Here is a 21,884-nt window from a genome sequence, read left to right as displayed (position 1 = left end):
GTGAAGCATCATCGCCTACCCGCCTGATGGCGGGCAATGGCGTGAGCTCTCCGGTCATTATCCCTGCCACTCTGCGTTCAGTCGGCGCGCAGATTCCAGAGTTGCGATGGCCTCTTCGGTGTCAACTCGTGCGAGTACCAATGCACTTACCGTGCAGGAGAGAAGGATTCGAGTGCGATCTGAGAGCGTGGCGTCTGTCTCGGTTGGAAACGCGGCGTGTAATCCACTGTTGATCGCGTCGGCGAGTTCTCGGCGGTACGCGCGGATCACTGCGGCCGCCGCATCGTCGTGCGCGCCGAGTCCGGCAGCCGTATTGAGAAGTAGGCAACCGCGCCGAGGCGAGTCGGCGGTCATGGTGCCGATCGCGTGCGCAAGCGAGGAAAGGTAGTCGTCGACTGCGTCTGCCCCGGGATTTGTCGTGAGGCTGCGCAGACGTGGCCGGATGACATGGTCGAGGTACATCTGCACGGCGGCGTCGAACAATCCGCGCTTGTTGGTGAACGAGTTGTAGAGACTTGACCGACTCAGCCCCGTCGCGGATTCGAGGTCGCCGAGTGAGGCACCTTCGTATCCGCGTGCCCAGAAAACGTCCAAAGCGGCAGCGACCACGGCTGTTGTGTCGAATTCTTGTGATCTGCCCATCAAAGCCTCGCTCTTTCTGTATCGTTCGGTCCAGTATATATTGGACCGAACGATACAGAATTCACTCGAAGCAACAGGAGCTCACCGATGAACGTCGCCGGCTACATCTTCGCGGGACTGGCCGCAGCAGTGCACGTGTACATTTTTGTCCTCGAATCGATTCTCTGGACGGCCCCGAAGACCCGCGCCACGTTCGGCGTGAAGTCCGAGGAAGAGGCGATCACCACGCAGCCGCTCGCCTTCAACCAGGGCTTTTACAACCTTTTCTTGGCGATCGTGTCGGCGGTCGGCATCGTGATTGCGGCGACCGGCTCCGCGTCGGTCGGAATTGCCCTCGTACTGGTAGGCACAGGATCGATGGTTGCCGCGGGATTGGTGCTGATTCTCTCGTCTCCCGACAAAGCCCGCGCAGCCGTCGTACAGATGCTTTTCCCAGCTATTGCCGTTGTTCTGCTGGTAATCCACCTGCTCTGAGTGGTCTCTATCCGCCGCCGAGCACCAGTGATTCGATCAAAGCAAAAGCCCCGTTGAGTGCTCCGCAATCGAAGGCTTCGGCCAGGGCGTAACCGATGACAAGTTCGTCGTTGCTCGGCGTACTCGACCAGACTGCGTCGGTCTGTCTGGGATCGGATTCCTCGTTCTTGGAGAAGTGCCCGATCCGCAATCCGTCGCGGGTGAATGCACTGTTCGCGTCGTCGACTGGGGCGAAGTTCAAACTCACGCCGTCGACGAGTGCCGAGACAGAGTACGAGCGACGGGACAGAAACCCTTTGCCGACAGTGAGTTCGACTTCGTCGCCACCGACAGTGAAGAACAAGTCGGCGGCGGCGCGCGTTCCGATGGGTGTGCCTTCACGGCGCGGGGCATCGACTCGACGCGTCAACAGAGCGTGTGAGTTGCCGTTTCGGACGTCGACGACCCCCGTGTCGACATCGAACGAGATCTCGACTTTTCCGTGAATCGGGTCCATTACGGCGTATTTGACCGTCACTGTGCCTACCCCCTGTAAGTGTGAACTCGGGTCCTAAATACGTGGTGGGAGCGTTGCCCAGTATGCCCGAATCCAAAAAAATAGTGCCGAATGACGCGCGTTTGCGGCCAAATGCTTCTACGCTGGGTCTTGGGTTTGTTGCGCATCCCACAACGGTTTTTCCCACACCAGACGAGGAGCGCCTATGAGGTTGTCGACTACTTGTTCTGTTGCTACGAAGGCTTGATCAAGCCGGAATTGCCTCTGCCGGATGGTGCTCGAGACCCATCCGGCAGAGGCAATTCTGCATCAGTTCGGGCCTTCAGCCGCCGGCGAATTTTTCCGAGGTGCCGAGATCGATCGGCAACGCGATGCCGGTGATCCCGCGCCCGGCCGGCCCCACCAGATAGAACACCGCATCCGCAATCACTTCGGGGTCGACCCACGGGTGGGGCAGCAGATTCAGCTTCGACATGATCGGAGCGGTATCGGCGAGGACAGGATTCTCCAAGTCTGGACGGAACGCACGAACCATCGGTTCGTTGTCGATCATCGTCGTTCGCACATTGCCCGGGTGTACGGAGTTGACTCGGATGTCTGCCCAGCCGAGTTCGTTGGCCAGAGACTTCGCCAACCCCCGAACGGCGTGCTTGGACGCGGAGTAATGTGCAATCCCCGGCACGCCTCGAAGCCCGGCCATCGAGCTGATCAACACAATGGATCCACCTCGATTGCCGTTCATGATGTGCGGAATCGACACCTTGGTCGTCAACCAGACGCCGGTGACGTTGATGTCCATCAGCTCGCGGAACTCTTCGGCGCTCAGGTCCCAGGACAATTTCGCCGACGCCGCGATTCCCGCGTTGGCGATCACGATGTCCAGTCGGCCGAGTTTCTCGACTCCGGCGTCGACCGCTGATTTCAGGGCATCGAGGTCGCGAGTGTCCGCGACGGATGCGACGATACGCCGGCCCTGAGCTTCGACCAGGGCGACGGTCTGGGCGAGGTCGGCTTCGGTGGCCATGTCGTACCCCGCCGTTGCGACCGGCGCGCAGAGATCCACCGCGATGATGTCCGCGCCCTCGGACGCGAGCTTGACGGCATGCGCGCGCCCTTGACCACGCGCCGCTCCGGTGATGAATGCGACCTGACCGTCCAAATTGCCCATCGAACTTCCCCTGCCCGTGTGAATCGCCGAAACTGGAACGTGTTCATACTGCTACGTCCGGAGGCAGACAGACAGGGGAATTCGCTGAATCCTTATCCGCGAAGGAGTTTGGACAACTCGTCCAATACGCTCGCGTCCTCGATGGTCGACGGGACCGTGTACTCCTCGTTGTCGGCGATCTGCCGCATGGTCTTGCGGAGGATCTTGCCGGAACGAGTCTTCGGTAGTGCGGCGACGACGGTGACGTCCCGGAACGTGGCGACGGCACCGATCTGGTCTCGCACCCGCGCGACCAGTTCCTGTCGGAGTGTTTCGGGATCGATGTCGACGCCGGACTTGAGCACGACATAACCGCTCGGCCGTTGCCCCTTGAGTTCGTCGTGAATGCCGATGACCGCGCATTCGGCGACAGCCGGGTGGCCGGCGACGACGGCCTCCATGCTTCCGGTCGAAAGGCGATGTCCGGCAACGTTGATCACGTCGTCACTTCGTCCGAGCACGAAGACGTAGTTGTCCTCGTCGATGTACCCGGAGTCGCCGGTGAGGTAATACCCTTCGAAAGTCGACAGGTAGGACTTCACGTACCGGTCCTCGTCACGCCACAGTCCGGCGAGTGTTCCGGGAGGAAGCGGCAGGCCGATCACGATGTTGCCCTCGGTGCCCGGACCCACGAGTTCGCCCTTGCCGTCGACGATTTCGACGCGGTATCCGGGGCAGGCGACGGTGGGTGAGCCCGCTTTGATCTCCATGGGTTCGAGGCCGCGCAGATTCGCGCAGATGGCCCAACCGGTTTCTGTCTGCCACCAGTGATCGACCACCGGGCGATCGAGAATCCGAGTAGCCCACTCGTAGGTGTCGGGATCCAAGCGCTCGCCGGCCGCGAAGAGTGTGTCGAGCGACGAGATGTCGTACTTGGCAAGCTCTTTTGCGTCCGGGTCGGCCTTGCGGACCGCGCGGATCGCTGTCGGAGCGGTGAAGAGTGCCGACACGTTGTATTCGGAAATGATGCGCCAGAACGCACCGGCGTCGGGGGTGCCGACGGGCTTGCCTTCGTACATGACCGTCGTAGCTCCGGTGAGCAACGGTCCGTAGACGATGTAGGAGTGGCCGACCACCCAGCCGACGTCGGAGGCGGTCCACCACACCTGTCCTGGGCTGATGTCGTACAGATTCTTCATGGTCCACGTCAGCGCAACGGCATGGCCACCGTTGTCCCGGACGACGCCCTTGGGCTTACCGGTCGTTCCCGAGGTGTAGAGGATGTAGAGCGGATCCGTCGCGGCGACCGACACCGGGTCGGCCGGGGTGGCGTCGGCGATCAGCTCGTCCCAGTCGAACCAGGCTGCGGCACTTGACTTGTAGTCGGAAGCTGCACCGGGAATCTGCTCGCGATTCTTCACGATCACGGTGTGCGCGGGAGTGGCGGACAGTTGCAGAGCCTTCTCGACCATCGGCAGGTACTCGATTGTTCGTCCGGGTTCGAGGCCGCCGGACGCCGTCACGAGCACCACTGGACCGGCGTCGTCGATACGGGTTGCGAGCTCCTTGGCCGCAAAGCCGCCGAACACCACCGAATGCACAGCGCCGATTCGCGCACACGCGAGCATCGCGATCGCAGCCTCGGGGATCATCGGCATGTAGATGATCACGCGGTCGCCCGCCACCACACCCTGATCTTTCAAGACGCCGGCGAAGAGTGAGACCTGCTCGAGCAATTCGGCGTAGGTGTACGTGGCCTTGGTGGGTACCATCGCGGAGTCGAAGATCAACGCGGTCTGATCGCCGCGGCCGTCGCGGACGTGCCGATCGAGGGCATTGAAGCTGGTGTTGAGCGAAGCATCTGGGAACCAGCGATAGATCGGCGCGGCAGAGTCGTCGAGAGCCTTGGTGGGGGCGACATCCCAGTCGACGGCCCGCGCAGCGTCGAGCCAGAACTTCTCCGGCTGATCCATGCTCTCGCGATATGCGTCGGCATACGTGGTGTGGGACGCCTGCTCGGAAGAGCTCATCGACGTGTGTCCTCTCGTGAACTTCGCTTACCGGTGACCTGAAACACCTTAGGTCACCGTCAGTGCGGTGCGCCTCAGTAGCGGTGCGGGTACCGTCCCTTTGCGCCGGGCGGGCCTGTCCCGTCGGCCAGTGGCGCGCAGGGGTGGGATAGGGCAGGGACTGAAAGGGGGGATCGATGTGACAGGTGCAGCGCAACGCGCAGGCTTCTGGGGAGTCCTCGCTCTGCGTGACTTCCGACTTCTGTGGACTGGCGACGCAGTCAGCGGTATCGGAAACGGTGTCACGACCGTCGTACTGCCGCTGATCGCGCTTCGCGAACTGGACGCGAGTAGCTTCCGGATCGGTGTGCTGGCATCGGCAGTGTGGTTGCCGTGGTTGATCGTCGGACTACCAGCCGGTGCCTAGATCGACCGGCTGCCTCGGCGTCCGATCATGATGATCGCGAACGCTGCGTGCGCGCTGTTCTTCGCGAGCCTCGCGATCGCCGGCTTCCTGGAGGCGATGACATACGGCCACCTGCTCCTGGTCGCGCTGCTCACCGGTACAGCCACCGTTTTCTTCCAGGCGGCCTATCACTCGTATCTCCCCACGGTGCTCGCCGAAGCGGATCTTGTCGAAGGGAACTCGAAGATTCAGGGCGCCGAGGCCGCAACTCGGGTGATCGGCCCAAGTGTCGGTGGGCTGGTGGTTGCAACTGTCGGGCTCGCGGCCGGTCTGGTTGTCGACGCGTTCACGTTCGCCTTCTGCTTTGTATGCATCTGGCTGATTCGTGTGCAGGAGACCGTCCATCGCGGACAGAATCAGCGAGAACCGTTGCGACGCCAGATTGCGCTCGGACTGCGATTCGTCGCCGGTGATCCGTATCTGCGGTCGATCGTCGTCTACGGCACTCTGCTCAATTTCGGTCTCACCGGGTACTCCACGATCCAGATCGTGTTCCTGGAAAAGACGGTTGGCGTGGGGGAGTTCGGACTCGGGCTTCTCCTGGCGATTGCCGGGGTGGGCGGAATTGTCGGATCGATGATCGCGCGCCCGCTCGGCCGCAGATTCGGCACTGCCCGAAGCGTTCTCACCTGTCAGTTGGTGACGGGACCGTTCATCCTGTTAGCACCTCTGACGACGTACGGTGCCGGCCTGTTCTGGTTCTGCATCGGCGGAATGGTGATGGTTGCGGGCGTCGTGTCGTGCAACGTGGTGCTCGGCAGTTTCCGTCAAAGTTACTGTCCGCCGGACCGCCTCGGACGAGTGGTGGCAACGAGTATGTTCCTGCTGCACAGCAGCATTCCGCTCGGTGCGCTGACGGCAGGCTACCTCGGCGACGCAGTGGGACCGCGCGGGACGATGTGGATCATGGCCTGCCTGATCGCGCCGTGCGGATTGGTCCTGCTCTTCAGCCCGCTCCGCGGGATCCGCGATCTACCGAGTCGGCCTGCGGTCCCACTGCGGTAGAGGATTACTGCGGTAGAGCTGCGGCGGACTCTTCGCTTCGAATCGCGATGCGAAGTGTCGCGAGCATGAACAGTGACACTGCGAAACCGAAAAGCGCGCCGAACTGGTCCTGCGTGAACAGATAGACCTGCGTCACCAGGAGACTCACGATGAGGGATGCACGCAGGAGTCTCAGGGCTCGCAGGTACGGACCGCGGAAGAGGAACCACACTCCCAGAACCACAAGAACTCCGGTTGCGACGGTGGAGATCTGGACCACCAGGTCGGAGACGTCGTCGGCCTCGACGACGTTCTCGGAAACCAACGCGTAGATCACCTGGACAATCGCCAGAAGAGCCTGCAGTACGAACAGGGTCAGTACCAGTCGGCGGACGACCCGGTGCCGGAGCAGTTCCTCGGCACGGTGGAAGAACGCGTTGCGGCCACGAGTGATCTTCGATTCGATACCGCCGGTCGGCGGAGTCTGTGAATGCAGGCCGGCTTTGATCGAATCGACGAGGTCGGTGAGGCTGCGGTCTTCGACGCCGTCGAGTACGCGGAGGGCGTGGTTGTACTGGATCTCGTCGAGCTGACCGAGAGCGAGGTCCGAGAGCGCTCGCGCCCCGATGGCGAGCCGATGACGATCATTCATTCCGCGCCGAATCACCACCTCGCGCGCGGCAAGATAGAAGAGAACGAAGACGACGTACATGATCGCGATGGCAGGCTGGTAGAAGTAATCGACGTCGGCGGTGACGAATTTTCCGACCTCGTCAATGAAGAGACCGAACCCGATTCCGCCGACGAGCGTGGCCAGGTCACGCGTGCGAGAACCTTCGGTGATGGCGGTCGCCACGATGGCGACGGCCATCAGCAATCCGCCCCAGAGAACGTGTGCGATGTGGAGGGCGCCGCCCCCGATCTGGGGATAGCCCGTTGCCGCCAGATATGCGCGGGTGATCAGCACGGTGGCGATGCCCGCGAACAGGAACAATTCGAAACGAGCCAGTGCCGCGCGGTCGTAACTGTGCGGCAGCGTCAGCGCATTCCGGTCCTTCGTCGTCATTGCGGAACTCCCAGGTTTCGATAGCGCGCGATACGGGAGGACTGGCGATCGGTGTCCGACTCTTCGGCAAGCACGAAGAGTTCGTGCGCTATCGCAGCCCCTACCCTCTTGGAGAATTCCACGGGTTCATCGGCCGCGTCAGGCGTTTCGGGAATGATCGCGTCGATCACGCCGTCTCGAAGCAGATCCAACGAACGAACGCCCTGCGCTGCCGCCATCTCCGGTGCGTGACTGATGTCGCGATGGACGATCGCGCTTGCGCCTTCCGGTGGCAGGGGAGCGAGCCACCCGTTCTGTGCCGCGAGTACCCGATCGGCGGGCAGCAGCGCGAGCGCCCCACCGCCTGTTCCCTGGCCGAGCAACACCGACACTGTCGGGGTCTTCAGCGTCACGAGGTCGGCGATGCAACGGGCGATCTCAGGGGCCAGTCCACGTTCTTCAGCTTCTTTGGACAGCGACGCGCCCAAAGTGTCGATCACGAGGACAAGCGGGAGTTGTAGTTCTTCGGCAAGTTTCATGCCCCGTCGCGCTTCCCTGAGCGCGGCCGGTCCCATCGTGGTGAGCGCGGATTGGCCACTGCGGTCCTGGCCGAGCAGGATGCACGGAAAGCCTCGGAAGCGGGCGAGCGAGAGCAAGATCGTCTTGTCGGTTTCACCCTGCCCGGTGCCGCTGAGCGGTACCTGTTCAGTTGCGGCATGGCGGAGCAACTGCCGGATGCCGGGTCGATCGGCCCGGCGCGAGAGCATCACCGACTGCCAGGCGGGAACATCGGGAATCTCGGGTGAGGGAATCGGGTCCGTGGCCGCCGGGGCCGGGGGATCGGTGAGCACGCACAACGCTCGATTAACCAGCAGACGGAGGCGGTCGACGGGTACGACGCCGTCGATAACGCCGTTGCGATACAAGTTTTCGGACGTCTGGATACCGTCGGGAAACTTTTCGCCGTACAGGGATTCGTAGACACGGGGTCCGAGGAATCCCACCAGAGCACCGGGTTCCGCGACGGTGATGTGGCCGAGGGATCCCCACGAGGCAAAGACCCCGCCGGTGGTGGGATTGCGCAGGTAAACCAGGTAGGGCAGGTGTGCCGCTTTGTGAACAGCCACTGCCGCAGCGATCTTCACCATCTGAACGAACGCCACGGTGCCCTCCTGCATCCGCGTTCCGCCGGAGGTGGGCGAGGCCAGCAGCGGGAGTTGTTCTGCCGTAGCACGTTCGACAGCGGTCACGATCCGCTCGGCTGCAGCAACTCCGATCGAACCGGCGAGAAAGCTGAATTCACAGGCAATTACCGCGACCCGACGTCCCCGAACCGTACCTACGCCGGTGACGACGGACTCGTCAACTCCGCTCTTCTCGCGGGCCTTCGCCAGGTCTTCCGCGTATTTCGCGCCAGGTCCGACGTCGACGGGCGGGGAGTCCCAAGAGACGAAGCTCTCGGGATCGAGTACCGCAGTGAGTAGTTCTTCGGCCGAGATTCGCACAACGTCCTCCAAGTAAGCAGCACCCCGTCCAGGATGAACCTACCTGGACGGGGTGCTGCCGGGATCGTGTGGCGTCAGTTGTGTGCCGGATAAATCAGCGTCCGAACGCCTCTTTCCACGAAACGACCTTGCCGATGCGAAGGATGGAGCGCTGGTAGATCTTTGCCGCGATCATCGACAGCGCAGCGGTCACCACCAGCATCAGCAGAATCGTTCCCACGATCTGGAACGGAGAAGCAACACCGGCGGAAATGCGCAGGGGCATGAGGATTGCCGAGAACGGCGGAATCCAACTCAACACGTTGCTCAGGGTTCCTTCTGGATTGCTCACCGAAACGAAAGCCACGCTGACCATTGCCATGACGAGCAGCGCGAGAGGCATCGCGGTGGCGTTGACGTCCTCCTGTCGCGAGACCATGGACCCGGCCGCGGCGTACAGCACGGCGAAGAAGAGGAAGCCGAGAATGAACCACCCGAGAGTGCCGAACAGAACGCCGATTGCGGTGCCCGTCACGGTCAGGACACCCGTCGCCAGTCCGGTGGCGACGCCCGCGACGGCATAGGCAGCCATCTGCATCAGGCCGACAGCACCGATTCCGAGAACCTTGCCCCACAACAACTGCAGTGGACGGAGAGTGGAGAGCAGCAACTCGACGACACGGCTGGACTTCTCCTCGACGACGCCCATCGCCACGTACGTTCCGAACAACAGGATCTGCATGTACAGGAGCACCACAGCAGCGATCGACATCGCTATACGTTGGCCCTGTTCGGGATCCGGGGGATCGATGGCATCGATGGTGACCACTGCGGTGGACGTGGCTTCGGCGAGCTGAGCCGGGTCGATCCCCGCAGCGGAAAGCGCATTCGATTGTGCCTGCTGTGCAACGGAACTCTCGATGACGGCCCGCAGATTCGTGGCTACTTCCTTCTTGGTCACGACAGTGACGCCGCCGCCCGATCCAGCGATCACGGCCACGTCGAGGTCGCCGTCCTTGACTTGATCACGCGCGGTGCCGTCGTCGGAAACCTCCGTTACCGTCACCGGATTTCCGAGGGTGTCGCCGATGGACACCATCGTGGCACTGAGTGATTGGTTGCCGACCAAGCCGATCTTCGACTTGTCCTCGTCGCCGCCGGAGAAGAGCGAGAAGGCGATGATGCCGCCGATGATCGCGACCAGAATGATGACGTTGCTGATCACAAAACTCTTCTTCGAGATCTGCGTCATGAATTCGCGTCGGGCGACCAACCCGATGGCTCGACCTCCGCTCAACTGGTTGCTCATGCGGCTACTACCTCTCGGAACAGATCGGTCAGTGACGGACGTCGTAGCGTGAACTCGTGCACCGGTCCGGTTTTCAATGCTGCATGCAGGATCTGCTGATCGTCGGCGGTTCCGTCGACGATCAGGAGCGTTCGACCGTCGAGGTGGCTCAGTGTGGTGACACCGATCAGATGGTGTGCCCAACCGACCGGCGCGTCAGGGGCGAAGACTTCGATTCGGCCGTCACCCTTGCCTCGTAGCTCGTCGACGGTTCCGATCTCTCGCATGCTGCCGCGGCTGATGATGCCCACGCGATCGCACAAGCGCTCCACCAGATCCAGCTGATGGCTGGAGAAGATTACGGGAACACCGGTGCGAGCCTTCTCGACCAACACGTCACTCATGACATCGACCGCTACGGGGTCGAGGCCCGAAAACGGTTCGTCCAGAACGAGTACCGATGGGTCGTGAACCAGCGCCGCCGCGAGCTGCACACGTTGCTGATTGCCGAGGGACAGGGAATCGACGGTGTCCTTGACGCGTTCGGCGATGCCCAGACGTTCGGTCCACCGCTCAGTGGCCGCGTGCGCGTCGGCCTTCGACAGTCCGTGTAGCTCGGCCAGATAGGAAAGTTGCGCTCCCACCTTCATCTTGGGGTAGAGGCCGCGTTCCTCCGGCATGTATCCGATAGTGCGACGCACGTCGAGGTCGACGGGTTTGCCGCCGAGGCGAACTTCTCCCGAATCTGCTCCGAGCACACCCAGCGCAATGCGCATCGTGGTCGTCTTGCCGGCGCCGTTACTGCCGACGAATCCGAAGATCTCGCCTGGGCGCACTTCGAAACTCAGGTTGTCGAGTGCGACGACGTCGCCGTAGCGTTTCGAGATGCCGTCGATCGTGAGGGTGGCTGACATGGGTCCTTCCCATCGGTCGAGTGGTGCGCTTCGGTAATACGGGTCAGAGATCGAACTCTTCCGAATCAATCGGATCCGGGTCTGGATTGGTCCACGAGAGAATCATCGCGGGCGTGCACGCTCCGATCAGCATTGCAGTCAGTGCCAATAAACCTCCCGTGTAAGGCAGCCTCTCTACATTCCACTGCACCGACGAGGTGAAAATGAGGAAAATGGCGACAATGAAGACCAACGTTTGGGTCACGCTGAGCCCGACGGAGCGAGCGTCGTTGCGTTGCTGGATCTCCCATTCGTCCAACGCCTGCCGCGGAGCATCCCCTTGCCGGCCCGACACGATTTGAAGTGAGGACCACGTCGGCAGGAACAGCAGGGTGAGGACCGGCCATGCCACGGCGAAGAGCGGATTGAACAGGCATGCTGTGCTGACGGCAACCATCGTGGTGAACAGGACCGCCAGGGCGACGACGAGTACGCGCCGACGTCGACGGGTTCGCCAATTCGGGAGCCAATGTCGGAACGTCTCCTCGTTCTGCAGGAACCGCCGAGTGCGGTGGGCCTGGTAGCGGTCGATCAGATTTGATTCAGGCACTTGGCTTTTCACTCCCCTCGGTAGTGCGGTCAGATCGGTAGACCTCCGTCGACGGTGCATTCCGGTAGACCTCCGTCGACAGCGGCCCGAACTCCGTCCGGGAGAACACCGCCTCCACCGGGAGGTCGAACACCCAGCAGATTCGGAATGCAAGATCCAGGCTGGGGTAGTGGTCACCGCGTTCGAGTGCCCCCACCGTCTGCGGATTCACGTCGACGAGTTGCGCAAGCTGTGCCCGGCTCATCTTCCGCTCGGCGCGAAGCACTCCGATGCGATTGAAGATGGGGAGCGCGTCTCCCCGCCGGACTGGGCTCATGCATCAAAGTGTTGTAAAAACCCAACAGTTTGTCAACACGAACCGCGATTGTTCCGCTTCTGGGGCGTGCCGGCGGATAAGGTTCGGGCAACGGAAGGGGCTTGGCATGGTGGTCGAACAGTTGGTGCTCGAAGAGTCCGGCCTGGTCGTGCAGGTGCGCGAGGATGGTAGCTACTGCGTGGGACCGCAAGGGCGCGAAGCGGTCTGGCGCGATCCGATGGAGAAGGGTGCAGTCATCGGTATCGGGCAGCACACTCCGGGGGATGTGGAAGGCGAATCGTGGTGGGTCGTGTACGGCCAGTCGGACATCGGGGCGGACGTCACCGTTCGACTCGAGGACGGGTCGCACGTGCCGGTTTCGCGCCTCGGTGAGATCTTCGCCAGTGAATGGGTGAGTACCCCGCAGCAGGCGTTGCTGTACCGGTCCGATCGCCCGGTGGAGTCGCAGCCCACTAAACTGTCTGTGCTGTTCGCCAGGCCGAAGTTCATGCCCAAGGCGGCGTTTCCGGAGAATGATCGCTTGTAGTTGCAGCGAGCTGCCGTCGGGAGGCTGGCAGCCATCTTCTCGAAGCATTACGGTACGTACTGTACTGTTTTGGAATGACAACTTGGCCGAACGACCTCGCAGTAGTGCAAGTGCGCGTAGCGCGACCCACCGACAGGCTCGACGACGTGATTACGTTCTATCGCGACTGTCTGGGATTGCCAGAGCTCTACCGGTTCTCCGGTCATGCCGGGTACGACGGAATCATGCTGGGTCTGCCGGATTCGAACTATCACCTCGAATTCACGACCCACGAAGACGGAAGCCCGTGCCCGGCGCCGACGCAGGACAACCTGTTGGTGCTCTACTTCGCCGGCGAGTCGGCGATGTACGAGGTAGTTCAGAGGTTGGGGGAAGCAGGGCACGAACCCGTTGGCGCCGAGAATCCGTACTGGGAGGAGAATGCGGGGATGACTTTCGAAGATCCCGACGGCTGGCGTCTGGTGCTCATGCCGCGGCCGGTGCTGTAGATGGTGCGCGCCCGCGACGAGCGGATCGACGACGCCGTTCTGGCGGCAACCCTGGAGTTGTTGGGGGAGAACGGATATGCGGAGCTGTCGATCGGTTCGGTAGCGACGAGAGCGGGCGTGCATCGACCCGCCATCTACCGGAGATGGCCGTCGAAGCGGCATCTGGTGGTCGACGTCGTCGTGGCACACATCGGTACTGATCCAACGCCGGACACCGGCGATCTCAGGGCAGACCTGGTCGCCGGCATCACGACATTGGTTGTGGGACTGAGTGAAACGGTAGTCGGTCGGATCCTGCCCGCGTTGGTCGCGGATCTGGCGGCGGACCCGGAATTGGCGCGGGATTTCCAGTCGGCATTCTTTCAGCCTCGACGCGATTCCACTGCGGCAGTGCTGGAATCGGCGCGGCTACGCGGAGACATTCGGAGCGACTTCGACCTGGACTTCGTCCTGGACGCGCTGGCGTCGCCGATCTATTACCGAGCGTTGTTCCGTCACCTACCGCTGGACGCGCTCCTGGCCGAGCAGTCCGTCGATTCTGTGCTGCTGACGTTGACTCCCCACGAAAATTCTTGAAGCCGTTTCGATTCAGTTCAATTCGACTGGATCGGGTCCGACACGGCTGTCGGTGTTCAGCGCTGCGATGGCAGCTGACTCGTCGGTATCGAGTGCGAAGTCGAAGATTGCGGCGTTGTCGCGCATACGGGCAGGCGTGACCGACTTCGACAGAACGGTGTGGCCCTGTTCGAGATGCCAACGCAGAATGATCTGTGCAGGGCTCTTGCCGTGTGCTGCAGCAATTTTCCCGATGGCCGGGTCGTCGAGGATAGTTCCCTGTCCCAATGGGCTCCAAGCCTCGATTTCGATGCTGCGACTCTGGGCGTACTCCCGAGAAGTGTGCTGTTGCAGTCTGGGGTGCAATTCGATCTGGTTGACGGCCGGGGTGGTCGCGCTGTGCTGGGCCAGCAGTTCGAGGTGCTCGGGCAGGAAGTTGGACACGCCGATCGCACGGGTGCGGCCGGAGGCGAGAATTTGCTCGAATGCCGCCCAGGTCTCGACGAACAGGCCCTTTGCCGGCGCGGGCCAGTGAATCAGATAGAGGTCGACGTAGTCGAGTCCGAGCTTGTCGAGGCTGGTGTCGAAAGCGGCGAGTGTTCGGTCGTGGCCCTGATCGTCATTCCACAGCTTGGTGGTGACGAACAGCTCTGACCTAGGGATATCCGAACCTGCGATGGCGCGGCCGACTCCGGCTTCATTTCCGTAGATCGCGGCCGTGTCGATGTGGCGGTAGCCGATCTCGAGAGCTGCGGCAGTGACCTCTTCGGTCTGTGCGTCCGGTACCTGGAAAACGCCGTACCCGAGTTGCGGGATGGTGATCGGCTCGCCGGTGGTTCCGTGAGTCAGTGTGCGGTCGGGGATCGACAACATTGAAGAGTGCCTTTCGGGACTGGGATGTGGCAGCTCGACGGGGGATCATGTCATCCGCGGGCCACCTATGCCGCGCATGCAACTATTGCGTGCGCCTGATAAATAGTTGCACACGCGGGTTGTCTGCGCAAGCAGAGTCGATCGGCTACTCCTCGAAGAGCTGTCCGTTCTCCATTCGCCACCGGCGCGTGCTTCGGGTGGACTGCAGCATGCGTCGATCGTGAGTGACCAGAAGGAGGGTTCCCTCGAACGACTCCATTGCCTGCTCGAGCTGTTCGATCGCCGGAAGGTCGAGATGGTTCGTCGGCTCGTCCAGTACCAGTAGGTTCACGCCGCGAGCCTGGAGCAAAGCAAGTGCAGCCCTTGTTCTCTCGCCGGGGGACAGGGAAGCGGCAGATCTGAGTACGTGGTGTCCGCGCAGGCCGAACTTGGCGAGGAGAGTGCGGACATCGGCATCGGGCCAGTCCGGAACCTGCGCACCGAAGGCCTCCACGACTGGTTGATCACCTTCGAACAATCCACGCGCCTGATCGATCTCACCGATCGCGACACCGGAACCCAGCGACGCGATGCCCTCGTCCGGGACGAGTTTGCCGAGCAGGACGTTGAGGAGGGTGGTCTTGCCTGCCCCGTTCGCGCCCGTGACGAGAATCCGATCACCCCAGTCGATCTGCGTCGTGACCGGACCGAACGTGAACTGACCGCGAGTTACCTTGGCGCCGTTCGTGGTCGCGACAACGGATCCGGACCGCGGCGCCGCCGCGATCTCCATACGAAGTTCCCACTCCTTGCGCGGTTCCTCGACCACTTCGAGTCGCTCGATGCGGCGTTGAGTCTGGCGGGCTTTCGCGGCTTGCTTCTCCGTCGACTCGGTCCGCAATCCGCGTCCGATCTTGTCGTTGTCCTTGGCTTTACGACGCGCGTTGCGGACGCCGTGTTCCATCCAGTTGCGCTGCATCTGTGCGCGATCTTCGAGATCGGAGCGGGTGCCTGCGTATTCCTCGAACGCCTCGCGTGCGTGCTGGCGGGCGATCTCGCGTTCGGCGAGGTACGACTCGTAGCCGCCGTCGTACACGGCGATGTCCTGTTGTGCCAGATCGAGTTCCACGATTCCGGTGACGGTGCGCGAGAGGAACTCGCGATCATGGCTCACGACAACCAGTGCTGCGCGCGTCTCGGCGACAAATCGCTCCAACTGCTCGAGACCGCGTAGGTCGAGATCGTTGGTGGGCTCGTCCAACAAGAGAATGTCGTAGCGCGAAAGCAACAGTGACGCGAGGCCGGCGCGCGCGGCCTGACCGCCGGACAATGCCGTCATATGTGCATCGAGTGGAACTCCGAGACCGAGTTCTTCGACCACCTTCTCGGCGCGCTCGAGCAGGTCGGCGCCGCCGAGAGCGAGCCAGCGTTCGAGAGCCGGGGAGTACAGATCCTCTTCGGCTTCGGCCAGGGTTTCGGCTGCGGCGTTCATGACTTCCTCGGCGTGGGCGACGCCGGTGCGGCGGCCGAGGAACTCGAGGACGGTCTCACCCTCGATGCGATCGGGTTCCTGCGCGAGGTAACCGACCGCAGCATCCGGCGGGCTGAGGATGATCGAACCTTCGACGTCGGCAGTTCCGATTCCGGCCAGTGCGGTGAGAAGCGTCGACTTGCCGGCGCCGTTCGCGCCGACGAGGCCGATGACGTCGCCGGGGGCAACGGTGAGGTCGAGGTCGGAGAACAGGGTGCGTTCTCCCCGGGAAGCAGAGAGGCCGCTGATGCGCAGTGTTGCAGTCACCTGAGAAGTATCCCCGGTGCTGTGCGCCTTTATTAACCGCGGGCGGTTAATAAAGGCGCACAGCAGTCAGCCACGGACCAGGTGATACCAGCACGGATGTGCCGCACGGACCGGAAGTGGCGATTCACTCACGTCCGCGGCCATGCTCGAGGCCATCGACCAACCGTCGAATGCTCGCATGACGTCCTCCTCCGAGACGCCGTGTGGCATCGGCCAACGGTGCCCCGGTCCGAATGCGAACATCACCATGGACGCCCCGGGTGCGGTGATCGCGTTTACGGATCTCCCGTAGTCCCGTCGTTGATGATCGGTGAGCCCGTGAAAACAGCCGATGTCGAGCACCAGCATGTGCCCGCCGTCGACAGCAATGTGCAGGTCTGCCGCGTCCTCGTGGAGGAACCGGACGTCGACGTGTGCTTCACGCGCGTGTATGCGCGCTTTGTCCAGCGGTTCCTGTTCGGCGTCGACGCCGGTGACGTGCCAACCGCGTTGCGCCAGCTCGATGGAATGGCGTCCGGTGCCGCAACCGATATCGAGTGCACGGCCACCTTCCGGGACGGGAATCGCATCCAGAAGGCCGGACAGTTGAGCGTCGAACCCGTGCCCGGTGTGCTCCCACGGAGTGACGCCGACCTTGTAGGCGAGACGATATGAAAGATTCATCGCTCTCTCTTTTCTCGAGGCGATTCCAATACTTGTCTTCCAAGGTAGACCGGCATTTCGGGCGGTACAAGGGCACTGCCCGGAGGTTCGGCGGGGAATGCCTCCCGGCCCTCGCGCGTTGGATCCATATATGACCGAGACCAACGATGTGACCTCTGTACCGACCATTGTTCTGAACGACGGTAAGACGATCCCCGCACTCGGATTCGGTGTGTTCCAGGTTCCGGACGACGAGACGCAGGAAGCCGTCTCCACAGCCCTGAAGACCGGCTACCGCAGTATCGACACCGCCAAGATCTACGGCAACGAGGTGGGCGTCGGCCGCGCGATCGCCGAATCCGGCATCGCCCGCGAAGACCTCTACATCACGACAAAACTGTGGAACGACGACCAAGGCTACGACTCGACGCTTGCGGCATTCGACGCCAGCCTCGACAAGTTGGGTCTCGAGTACCTCGACCTGTACCTGATCCACTGGCCGGTTCCGTCCAAGGACCTGTACGTCGAGACGTTCAAGGCATTCCAGAAGCTCAAGGCCGACGGACGGGTTCGATCCATCGGTGTCTCCAACTTCACCATCGAGAACCTCGAGCGTGTCATCGGTGAAACCGGTGAGGTGCCGGTCCTCAACCAGATCGAGCTTCACCCCAAGTTCAACCAAGCCGAACTGCGCGCCTTCCACACCGGCAAGGGAATCGCGACGGAAGCGTGGAGCCCGCTCGGACAGGGAACCGTTCTCGGCGACCCCGTCATCACCGCTATCGCCGACGCTCATGGCGTCACCGCGGCTCAGGTGATCATTCGCTGGCACCTGCAGATCGGAAACGTGGTGATTCCGAAGTCGGTGACCCCCGAACGTATCGCCGCCAACTTCGATGTCTTCGGATTCGAACTGACACCGGAACAGATCAACGCAATCGGTGCTCTCGACGACCCGGCCGGCCGCATCGGCCCCGACCCGGTCATGCTCGGCAGCTAGTACTTCCGGCAGACCCACAAACGGCACTCCCACAATTGCGGGAGTGCCGTTTTGTCGTGCGAGGTCAGTTCAGGTGTGTGCGATGTTCTGCGGTGAATGCGATGTGCTCGTCCGCGCGTCCGGTGCGGAGCTTCTCGACCCACTCGGGATCGGCGAGCAGCGCGCGCCCGATGGCAACCATGTCGAATTCACCCCTCTCGTACTGAGCTTCGAGACGCTCCAGCCCGGTGACGGCAGATGCAGCGTCGCCGGTGAATGCCGTCGTGAACACGGAATCGAGTCCGACCGAACCGACGGTGATGGTCGGCAACCCGGTCAGCTTCTTCGTCCAACCGGCGAGGCCGAGTGTTCCGTCTTCACCGTCGAGTTCAGCGAATGCCGGTTCCCAATGACGCCTCGTGGACGGATGCAGAACGTCGACGCCGGCGTCGACCAGGGGAGTGAGGATGCGGCCGAGTTCTGCCGGGCTCTGGGCGATACGAGCGTCGTAATGGCCGGACTTCCACTGCGAGAATCGGTAGACGATCGCGAACTCGTCCCCGACGGCCTCTCGGATTGCGGCGACGACCTCGGCCGGGAAACGGGTGCGGGCCTCGAGTGATCCGCCGTATCCGTCGGTTCGGACATTGGTTCCCGCCCAGAGAAATTCGTCGAGCAGGTAGCCATGTGCTCCGTGCAACTCGAGACCGTCGAAGCCGGTGTTCTTCGCGTTGAGTGCGGCGTCGACCCACGATTGCTTCAAGTCGTCGAGGTCAGAGGTGGTGAATTCTCGTCCCAGGCGGGTGCCGTCCAGTGCCAGGCCGGAGGGGCTGACGGTTTCGACCTCGGGGTTCAGGCGCGAGTTCTCGCCGCGTTCGACTCCGAGGTGCCACAGCTGAGGAATGATCGATCCGCCTTCGGCGTGGACGGCGTCGACAACCGACTTCCAGCCACCCAGGCTCGAATCGCCGTAGATGCGCGGTACGCGGGTGTGCGGGCCGGCTGCCGGGTCCGGGATGTACGTGCCTTCGGTGATGATCAAGCCGACACCACCTGCTGCGCGACGACGGTAGTACTCGGCTACGTCGGCGCCGGGGATTCCGTCCGGCGAGAAGGCGCGCGTCATCGGGGCCATGGCGAAACGGTTACGCAACGAGAGTGATTTGACCTCGAAAGGCTCGAAGAGGCCGCGCAACGCGGAGGCCTCGGGTGCTGTCGATGTGTCGGGAAGAGTCACGGGTTTGTTCAACGCGGCGGACCCTCGACCTATTCCGCCGCCTGACTTTATCTCACCGAAATCTGCAAAAGGTTGCGTACGTTCGGTTTTCGATAGATGCTCACGTCGACCACACTTAGTTTGTGCATTAACTATTAACATGCGATATGGTCGTGCGGAAAGTTCTTGAGGCGGTATCGAGCACGAAAGAGGACGCGCGAGCATGACGACAACGGTGCCGGACGAGCGGACCGGAGAGTTGGAGCCGATTCCGGAGCGGCCGTACCCGAAGCGCCGTGATCCCAAGGGGTCGTGGATGTTCGACATGATCAAGACCACCGATCACAAGAAGATCGGGATCATGTACATGATCACGGCTTTCGTGTTCTTCCTGATCGGCGGCCTGATGGCCCTGTTCATGCGTGCGGAACTGGCTGTCCCCGGGATGCAGTTCCTCTCGAACGAGCAGTTCAACCAGTTGTTCACCATGCACGGCACGATCATGTTGCTGCTGTACGCGACGCCCGTCGTTTTCGGCTTCGCGAACTACATACTTCCGCTGCAGATCGGTGCCCCGGACGTGGCGTTCCCGCGTCTGAACGCATTCGGGTTCTGGCTCTTCACTTTTGGTGGTCTCATCGTTCTCGGCGGATTCCTCACGCCGGGCGGCGCTGCCGACTTCGGTTGGACCGCGTACACCCCGTTGTCGGGTGCGGTGCACAGTCCCGGCGTCGGCGCCGACCTGTGGGTCTTCGGTCTGACGGTCGGTGGCCTCGGCACCATTCTCGGTGCGGTCAACATGATCACCACCGTGATCTGCCTGCGCGCACCAGGTATGACGATGTTTCGGATGTCCATCTTCACGTGGAACATCTTCATCACCAGCATTCTGATCTTGATGGCGTTCCCGTTGCTGACCGCTGCGTTCATGGGTCTGTTCGTCGACCGTCACCTCGGTGGACACATCTTCGACCCTGCGTCGGGTGGAGTTCTGTTGTGGCAGCACCTGTTCTGGTTCTTCGGTCACCCCGAGGTGTACATCATCGCGCTGCCGTTCTTCGGCATCGTCTCGGAGATCTTCCCGGTCTTCAGCCGTAAGCCGATCTTCGGGTACACCGGATTGGTCTATGCGACACTGGCGATTTCAGCTCTGTCGATCGCGGTGTGGGCTCACCACATGTACGCGACGGGTGCTGTTCTCCTGCCGTACTTCTCGTTCATGACGTTCCTGATCGCCGTGCCGACAGGTGTGAAGATCTTCAACTGGATCGGCACGATGTGGAAGGGGCAGTTGACCTTCGAGTCGCCGATGCTGTTCTCGGTCGGCTTCCTGATCACCTTCCTCTTCGGTGGTCTGTCGGGTGTCATTCTCGCGAGCCCGCCGATCGACTTCCATGTCACCGACACGTATTTTGTCGTCGCCCACTTCCACTACGTGGTCTTCGGTACGGTCGTGTTCGCCACGTACGCCGGTATCTACTTCTGGTTCCCGAAGATGACCGGTCGCATGATGGACGAGCGTCTCGGCAAGTGGCACTTCTGGACCACGTTCGTCGGTTTCCACGGCACGTTCCTCGTTCAGCACTGGCTCGGCGGCGAGGGGATGCCGCGTCGCTATGCCGACTACCTGCCCTCGGACGGGTTCACGGTGCTGAACTCGGTGTCCACGATCTTTGCCTTCGTGCTCGGTGCCTCGACGCTTCCGTTCATCTGGAACGTTTTCAAGAGCTACCGCTACGGCGAAGTTGTCACCGTCGACGATCCGTGGGGTTACGGAAACTCGCTGGAGTGGGCAACCACCTGCCCGCCGCCGCGTCACAACTTCACCGAGTTGCCGCGCATCCGCAGTGAGCGCCCGGCGTTCGAGCTGCACTACCCGCACATGGTGGAGCGAATGAGGGCGGAAGCGCACGTGGGTCTCACCGGGCAACCCACGTCGACGTTGGAGAAGAGTGACGATCATCGCCAGATTGATTAGTGCAATAATAGTTGCTGCACTAATTAATCTGATAACATCGGATTCATGACGACGAAGGCTCCGCAGACGCAGATGGATGATCCGCTGGCTCTCGACCGGCAGGTGTGCTTTGCACTTGCGGTCGCGAACCGGGCGGTGCTGTCCGTCTACCGGCCACTGCTCGAGCCGATGGGCCTCACGCATCCCCAGTACCTGGTGATGCTGGCACTGTGGGGAAAGTCGCCGATGGCGGTCAAGGAAATCGGGCAGGCACTGCAACTCGATTCGCCGACGCTGTCGCCGCTCCTCAAGCGACTCGAGGCGTCCGGGCTGATCACGCGAACCCGTAGCCGCGCCGACGAACGGCAACTGGACGTGGACCTCACCGAAGCCGGTGTGGCACTGCGCGCGGAGGCGGAGAAGATCCCGCCGGCGGTTGTCGCGAAGCTCGGCGTCAGCCTCGCCGAACTCGAAGAACTCCACAATGTTCTGACGCGGGTCAACGAGGCCGCGCTCCGCGCCGGAGCCTTGGACCAATGAGAGAAATGTGATGACTGCATCCGAAAGAAACGTGATGACTGCGTCAGTACCGTCGATGCGTACCGAACAGGTGACTTCCGTGACTTCCAAAAAGCAACGTACGAGCCCGAATCCTCTTCAGTGGTTGGGTTATTCAGTGGGGCGCAAACTGCCCGATTCGATGCAGGACTGGGTACGAAACGACCTGATCGGTGACTGGGCCGTGCCGCGTCACCTGATCCGAAGCATGGTGCCGTTCATTCCAGTGTTCGCGGCCTTCATGCTCTTCCCCGGACCGTGGGCCCTGCGGGCATCGATGGTGCTGCTCGGAGTGCTTCTGGCACTGTTCTATTCGGTCTCCTACATGGCTCAGAACAGGTCGCGCCGCCTCGAGCGTCACGGTTTGCCTTCCGACCTCGAGAACCCGAAGAAGATCTCGCGCCACGACGCCGAGAAGGCCGCCTACGAGAAGTTGCACGGCGGCCCCGCGACGTAGAC

Annotated in this window: 24 protein-coding genes; 10 read left to right on the top strand and 14 right to left on the bottom strand. The window is 62.1% G+C overall.

Annotated features, from left to right (window positions below; all coding sequences use genetic code 11):
* Nucleotides 1–57: 57 nt before the first annotated feature.
* The gene (locus RhoBH5_RS08095) at nucleotides 58–642 is read right to left on the bottom strand and encodes a TetR/AcrR family transcriptional regulator (RefSeq protein ID WP_136470778.1); all 585 of its coding nucleotides are present in this window, start codon (nucleotides 640–642) and stop codon (nucleotides 58–60) included.
* Between the two features lie 87 nt (nucleotides 643–729).
* Here RhoBH5_RS08095 and RhoBH5_RS08090 point away from each other — a divergent pair, with 87 nt between their 5' ends.
* Complete coding sequence (locus tag RhoBH5_RS08090) at nucleotides 730–1,116, top strand: DUF1304 domain-containing protein (protein WP_136470776.1); 387 nt, start codon at nucleotides 730–732, stop codon at nucleotides 1,114–1,116.
* A gap of 7 nt (nucleotides 1,117–1,123) precedes the next feature.
* Here RhoBH5_RS08090 and RhoBH5_RS08085 read toward each other — a convergent pair whose 3' ends face one another.
* From RhoBH5_RS08085 to RhoBH5_RS08075, 3 genes are all read right to left on the bottom strand, one after another.
* Complete coding sequence (locus RhoBH5_RS08085) at nucleotides 1,124–1,633, bottom strand: hypothetical protein (protein WP_235808376.1); 510 nt, start codon at nucleotides 1,631–1,633, stop codon at nucleotides 1,124–1,126.
* Between the two features lie 301 nt (nucleotides 1,634–1,934).
* Nucleotides 1,935–2,780 (bottom strand): mycofactocin-coupled SDR family oxidoreductase, encoded by an 846-nt coding sequence (locus RhoBH5_RS08080; protein WP_020970454.1) that lies wholly within the window; start codon nucleotides 2,778–2,780, stop codon nucleotides 1,935–1,937.
* A 92-nt stretch (nucleotides 2,781–2,872) separates the two neighbouring features.
* Nucleotides 2,873–4,789, bottom strand: a complete 1,917-nt coding sequence (locus tag RhoBH5_RS08075; RefSeq protein ID WP_270008140.1) for a propionyl-CoA synthetase — start codon at nucleotides 4,787–4,789, stop codon at nucleotides 2,873–2,875.
* Between the two features lie 178 nt (nucleotides 4,790–4,967).
* Here RhoBH5_RS08075 and RhoBH5_RS08070 point away from each other — a divergent pair, with 178 nt between their 5' ends.
* Together RhoBH5_RS08070 and RhoBH5_RS08065 are read left to right on the top strand one after the other, a co-directional pair.
* Nucleotides 4,968–5,195 carry a hypothetical protein gene (locus RhoBH5_RS08070; RefSeq protein ID WP_270008139.1) on the top strand — a complete coding sequence of 76 codons (228 nt, stop codon included), beginning with the start codon at nucleotides 4,968–4,970 and terminating at the stop codon, nucleotides 5,193–5,195.
* Nucleotides 5,196–6,239, top strand: coding sequence for an MFS transporter (locus RhoBH5_RS08065; RefSeq protein ID WP_333482239.1), 1,044 nt, complete (start codon nucleotides 5,196–5,198; stop codon nucleotides 6,237–6,239).
* Nucleotides 6,240–6,243: 4 nt separating this feature from the next.
* Here RhoBH5_RS08065 and RhoBH5_RS08060 read toward each other — a convergent pair whose 3' ends face one another.
* From RhoBH5_RS08060 to RhoBH5_RS08035, 6 genes are all read right to left on the bottom strand, one after another.
* A complete protein-coding gene (locus tag RhoBH5_RS08060; RefSeq protein WP_007733419.1) occupies nucleotides 6,244–7,284 on the bottom strand; it encodes a hypothetical protein in 1,041 nt (346 codons plus the stop codon).
* Nucleotides 7,281–8,768, bottom strand: coding sequence for an acetyl-coenzyme A carboxylase carboxyl transferase subunits beta/alpha (locus tag RhoBH5_RS08055; protein WP_270008138.1), 1,488 nt, complete (start codon nucleotides 8,766–8,768; stop codon nucleotides 7,281–7,283). Before RhoBH5_RS08055 ends, RhoBH5_RS08060 begins: the two co-directional genes overlap by 4 nt.
* A 94-nt stretch (nucleotides 8,769–8,862) precedes the next feature.
* The gene (locus RhoBH5_RS08050) at nucleotides 8,863–10,056 is read right to left on the bottom strand and encodes an ABC transporter permease (protein WP_007733417.1); all 1,194 of its coding nucleotides are present in this window, start codon (nucleotides 10,054–10,056) and stop codon (nucleotides 8,863–8,865) included.
* The gene (locus tag RhoBH5_RS08045; protein ID WP_270008137.1) at nucleotides 10,053–10,949 is read right to left on the bottom strand and encodes an ABC transporter ATP-binding protein; all 897 of its coding nucleotides are present in this window, start codon (nucleotides 10,947–10,949) and stop codon (nucleotides 10,053–10,055) included. The genes RhoBH5_RS08050 and RhoBH5_RS08045 overlap by 4 nt, the downstream gene beginning before the upstream one ends.
* A gap of 43 nt (nucleotides 10,950–10,992) precedes the next feature.
* Nucleotides 10,993–11,538, bottom strand: a complete 546-nt coding sequence (locus RhoBH5_RS08040; RefSeq protein WP_003939943.1) for a hypothetical protein — start codon at nucleotides 11,536–11,538, stop codon at nucleotides 10,993–10,995.
* Complete coding sequence (locus tag RhoBH5_RS08035; protein ID WP_003940147.1) at nucleotides 11,531–11,854, bottom strand: helix-turn-helix transcriptional regulator; 324 nt, start codon at nucleotides 11,852–11,854, stop codon at nucleotides 11,531–11,533. Before RhoBH5_RS08035 ends, RhoBH5_RS08040 begins: the two co-directional genes overlap by 8 nt.
* Nucleotides 11,855–11,960: 106 nt before the next feature.
* On the opposite strand from RhoBH5_RS08035, the gene RhoBH5_RS08030 reads away from it, so the two are divergent.
* The 3 genes from RhoBH5_RS08030 (at nucleotide 11,961) to RhoBH5_RS08020 (ending at nucleotide 13,444) form a co-directional block, all read left to right on the top strand.
* Nucleotides 11,961–12,380, top strand: a complete 420-nt coding sequence (locus RhoBH5_RS08030; RefSeq protein ID WP_007733415.1) for a hypothetical protein — start codon at nucleotides 11,961–11,963, stop codon at nucleotides 12,378–12,380.
* Nucleotides 12,381–12,454: 74 nt separating this feature from the next.
* Entirely contained in the window at nucleotides 12,455–12,868 is a 414-nt protein-coding gene (locus RhoBH5_RS08025; protein WP_042451168.1) for a VOC family protein, read from the top strand.
* Nucleotides 12,869–13,444, top strand: coding sequence for a TetR/AcrR family transcriptional regulator (locus tag RhoBH5_RS08020; protein ID WP_007733408.1), 576 nt, complete (start codon nucleotides 12,869–12,871; stop codon nucleotides 13,442–13,444).
* 12 nt (nucleotides 13,445–13,456) lie between these two features.
* Here RhoBH5_RS08020 and RhoBH5_RS08015 read toward each other — a convergent pair whose 3' ends face one another.
* The 3 genes from RhoBH5_RS08015 to RhoBH5_RS08005 form a co-directional block, all read right to left on the bottom strand.
* Nucleotides 13,457–14,296: an aldo/keto reductase gene (locus RhoBH5_RS08015; protein ID WP_007733407.1), complete on the bottom strand. Its 840-nt coding sequence runs from the start codon at nucleotides 14,294–14,296 to the stop codon at nucleotides 13,457–13,459.
* A gap of 145 nt (nucleotides 14,297–14,441) precedes the next feature.
* Nucleotides 14,442–16,073 (bottom strand): ABC-F family ATP-binding cassette domain-containing protein, encoded by a 1,632-nt coding sequence (locus RhoBH5_RS08010; protein WP_030535395.1) that lies wholly within the window; start codon nucleotides 16,071–16,073, stop codon nucleotides 14,442–14,444.
* A 66-nt stretch (nucleotides 16,074–16,139) separates the two neighbouring features.
* Complete coding sequence (locus tag RhoBH5_RS08005; protein WP_030535396.1) at nucleotides 16,140–16,736, bottom strand: class I SAM-dependent methyltransferase; 597 nt, start codon at nucleotides 16,734–16,736, stop codon at nucleotides 16,140–16,142.
* 130 nt (nucleotides 16,737–16,866) lie between these two features.
* Here RhoBH5_RS08005 and RhoBH5_RS08000 point away from each other — a divergent pair, with 130 nt between their 5' ends.
* The gene (locus tag RhoBH5_RS08000; protein ID WP_231782441.1) at nucleotides 16,867–17,715 is read left to right on the top strand and encodes an aldo/keto reductase; all 849 of its coding nucleotides are present in this window, start codon (nucleotides 16,867–16,869) and stop codon (nucleotides 17,713–17,715) included.
* A gap of 64 nt (nucleotides 17,716–17,779) precedes the next feature.
* Here RhoBH5_RS08000 and RhoBH5_RS07995 read toward each other — a convergent pair whose 3' ends face one another.
* Entirely contained in the window at nucleotides 17,780–18,931 is a 1,152-nt protein-coding gene (locus tag RhoBH5_RS07995; RefSeq protein ID WP_158170075.1) for an NADH:flavin oxidoreductase, read from the bottom strand.
* Between the two features lie 202 nt (nucleotides 18,932–19,133).
* On the opposite strand from RhoBH5_RS07995, the gene ctaD reads away from it, so the two are divergent.
* The 3 genes from ctaD to RhoBH5_RS07980 are packed head-to-tail and all read left to right on the top strand — an operon-like array spanning nucleotide 19,134 to nucleotide 21,882.
* On the top strand, nucleotides 19,134–20,888 hold the full coding sequence (gene ctaD, locus RhoBH5_RS07990; protein WP_020970441.1) for an aa3-type cytochrome oxidase subunit I: 1,755 nt from the start codon (nucleotides 19,134–19,136) through the stop codon (nucleotides 20,886–20,888).
* Nucleotides 20,889–20,933: 45 nt separating this feature from the next.
* Complete coding sequence (locus RhoBH5_RS07985; RefSeq protein ID WP_003939892.1) at nucleotides 20,934–21,407, top strand: MarR family winged helix-turn-helix transcriptional regulator; 474 nt, start codon at nucleotides 20,934–20,936, stop codon at nucleotides 21,405–21,407.
* A gap of 55 nt (nucleotides 21,408–21,462) precedes the next feature.
* The gene (locus tag RhoBH5_RS07980; protein ID WP_042451127.1) at nucleotides 21,463–21,882 is read left to right on the top strand and encodes a DUF5313 family protein; all 420 of its coding nucleotides are present in this window, start codon (nucleotides 21,463–21,465) and stop codon (nucleotides 21,880–21,882) included.
* Nucleotides 21,883–21,884: the final 2 nt, after the last annotated feature.

The sequence above is a fragment of the Rhodococcus sp. BH5 genome, from assembly GCF_027583855.1.
GTDB lineage: Bacteria > Actinomycetota > Actinomycetes > Mycobacteriales > Mycobacteriaceae > Rhodococcus_F > Rhodococcus_F qingshengii.
This window is presented reverse-complemented; position numbering and strand designations above follow the sequence as displayed.

Bases quoted from the DNA above. Each gene is read 5' to 3' on its own strand.
- RhoBH5_RS08095 (WP_136470778.1), bottom strand. From the start codon at position 642: ATGGGCAGATCACAAGAATTCGACACAACAGCCGTGGTCGCTGCCGCT.
- RhoBH5_RS08090 (WP_136470776.1), top strand. From the start codon at position 730: ATGAACGTCGCCGGCTACATCTTCGCGGGACTGGCCGCAGCAGTGCAC.
- RhoBH5_RS08080 (WP_020970454.1), bottom strand. From the start codon at position 2,780: ATGGGCAATTTGGACGGTCAGGTCGCATTCATCACCGGAGCGGCGCGT.
- RhoBH5_RS08075 (WP_270008140.1), bottom strand. From the start codon at position 4,789: ATGAGCTCTTCCGAGCAGGCGTCCCACACCACGTATGCCGACGCATAT.
- RhoBH5_RS08060 (WP_007733419.1), bottom strand. From the start codon at position 7,284: ATGACGACGAAGGACCGGAATGCGCTGACGCTGCCGCACAGTTACGAC.
- RhoBH5_RS08050 (WP_007733417.1), bottom strand. From the start codon at position 10,056: ATGAGCAACCAGTTGAGCGGAGGTCGAGCCATCGGGTTGGTCGCCCGA.
- RhoBH5_RS08045 (WP_270008137.1), bottom strand. From the start codon at position 10,949: ATGTCAGCCACCCTCACGATCGACGGCATCTCGAAACGCTACGGCGAC.
- RhoBH5_RS08035 (WP_003940147.1), bottom strand. From the start codon at position 11,854: ATGAGCCCAGTCCGGCGGGGAGACGCGCTCCCCATCTTCAATCGCATC.
- RhoBH5_RS08030 (WP_007733415.1), top strand. From the start codon at position 11,961: ATGGTGGTCGAACAGTTGGTGCTCGAAGAGTCCGGCCTGGTCGTGCAG.
- RhoBH5_RS08025 (WP_042451168.1), top strand. From the start codon at position 12,455: ATGACAACTTGGCCGAACGACCTCGCAGTAGTGCAAGTGCGCGTAGCG.
- RhoBH5_RS08020 (WP_007733408.1), top strand. From the start codon at position 12,869: ATGGTGCGCGCCCGCGACGAGCGGATCGACGACGCCGTTCTGGCGGCA.
- RhoBH5_RS08015 (WP_007733407.1), bottom strand. From the start codon at position 14,296: ATGTTGTCGATCCCCGACCGCACACTGACTCACGGAACCACCGGCGAG.
- RhoBH5_RS08005 (WP_030535396.1), bottom strand. From the start codon at position 16,736: ATGAATCTTTCATATCGTCTCGCCTACAAGGTCGGCGTCACTCCGTGG.
- RhoBH5_RS08000 (WP_231782441.1), top strand. From the start codon at position 16,867: ATGACCGAGACCAACGATGTGACCTCTGTACCGACCATTGTTCTGAAC.
- ctaD (WP_020970441.1), top strand. From the start codon at position 19,134: ATGACGACAACGGTGCCGGACGAGCGGACCGGAGAGTTGGAGCCGATT.
- RhoBH5_RS07985 (WP_003939892.1), top strand. From the start codon at position 20,934: ATGACGACGAAGGCTCCGCAGACGCAGATGGATGATCCGCTGGCTCTC.
- RhoBH5_RS07980 (WP_042451127.1), top strand. From the start codon at position 21,463: ATGCGTACCGAACAGGTGACTTCCGTGACTTCCAAAAAGCAACGTACG.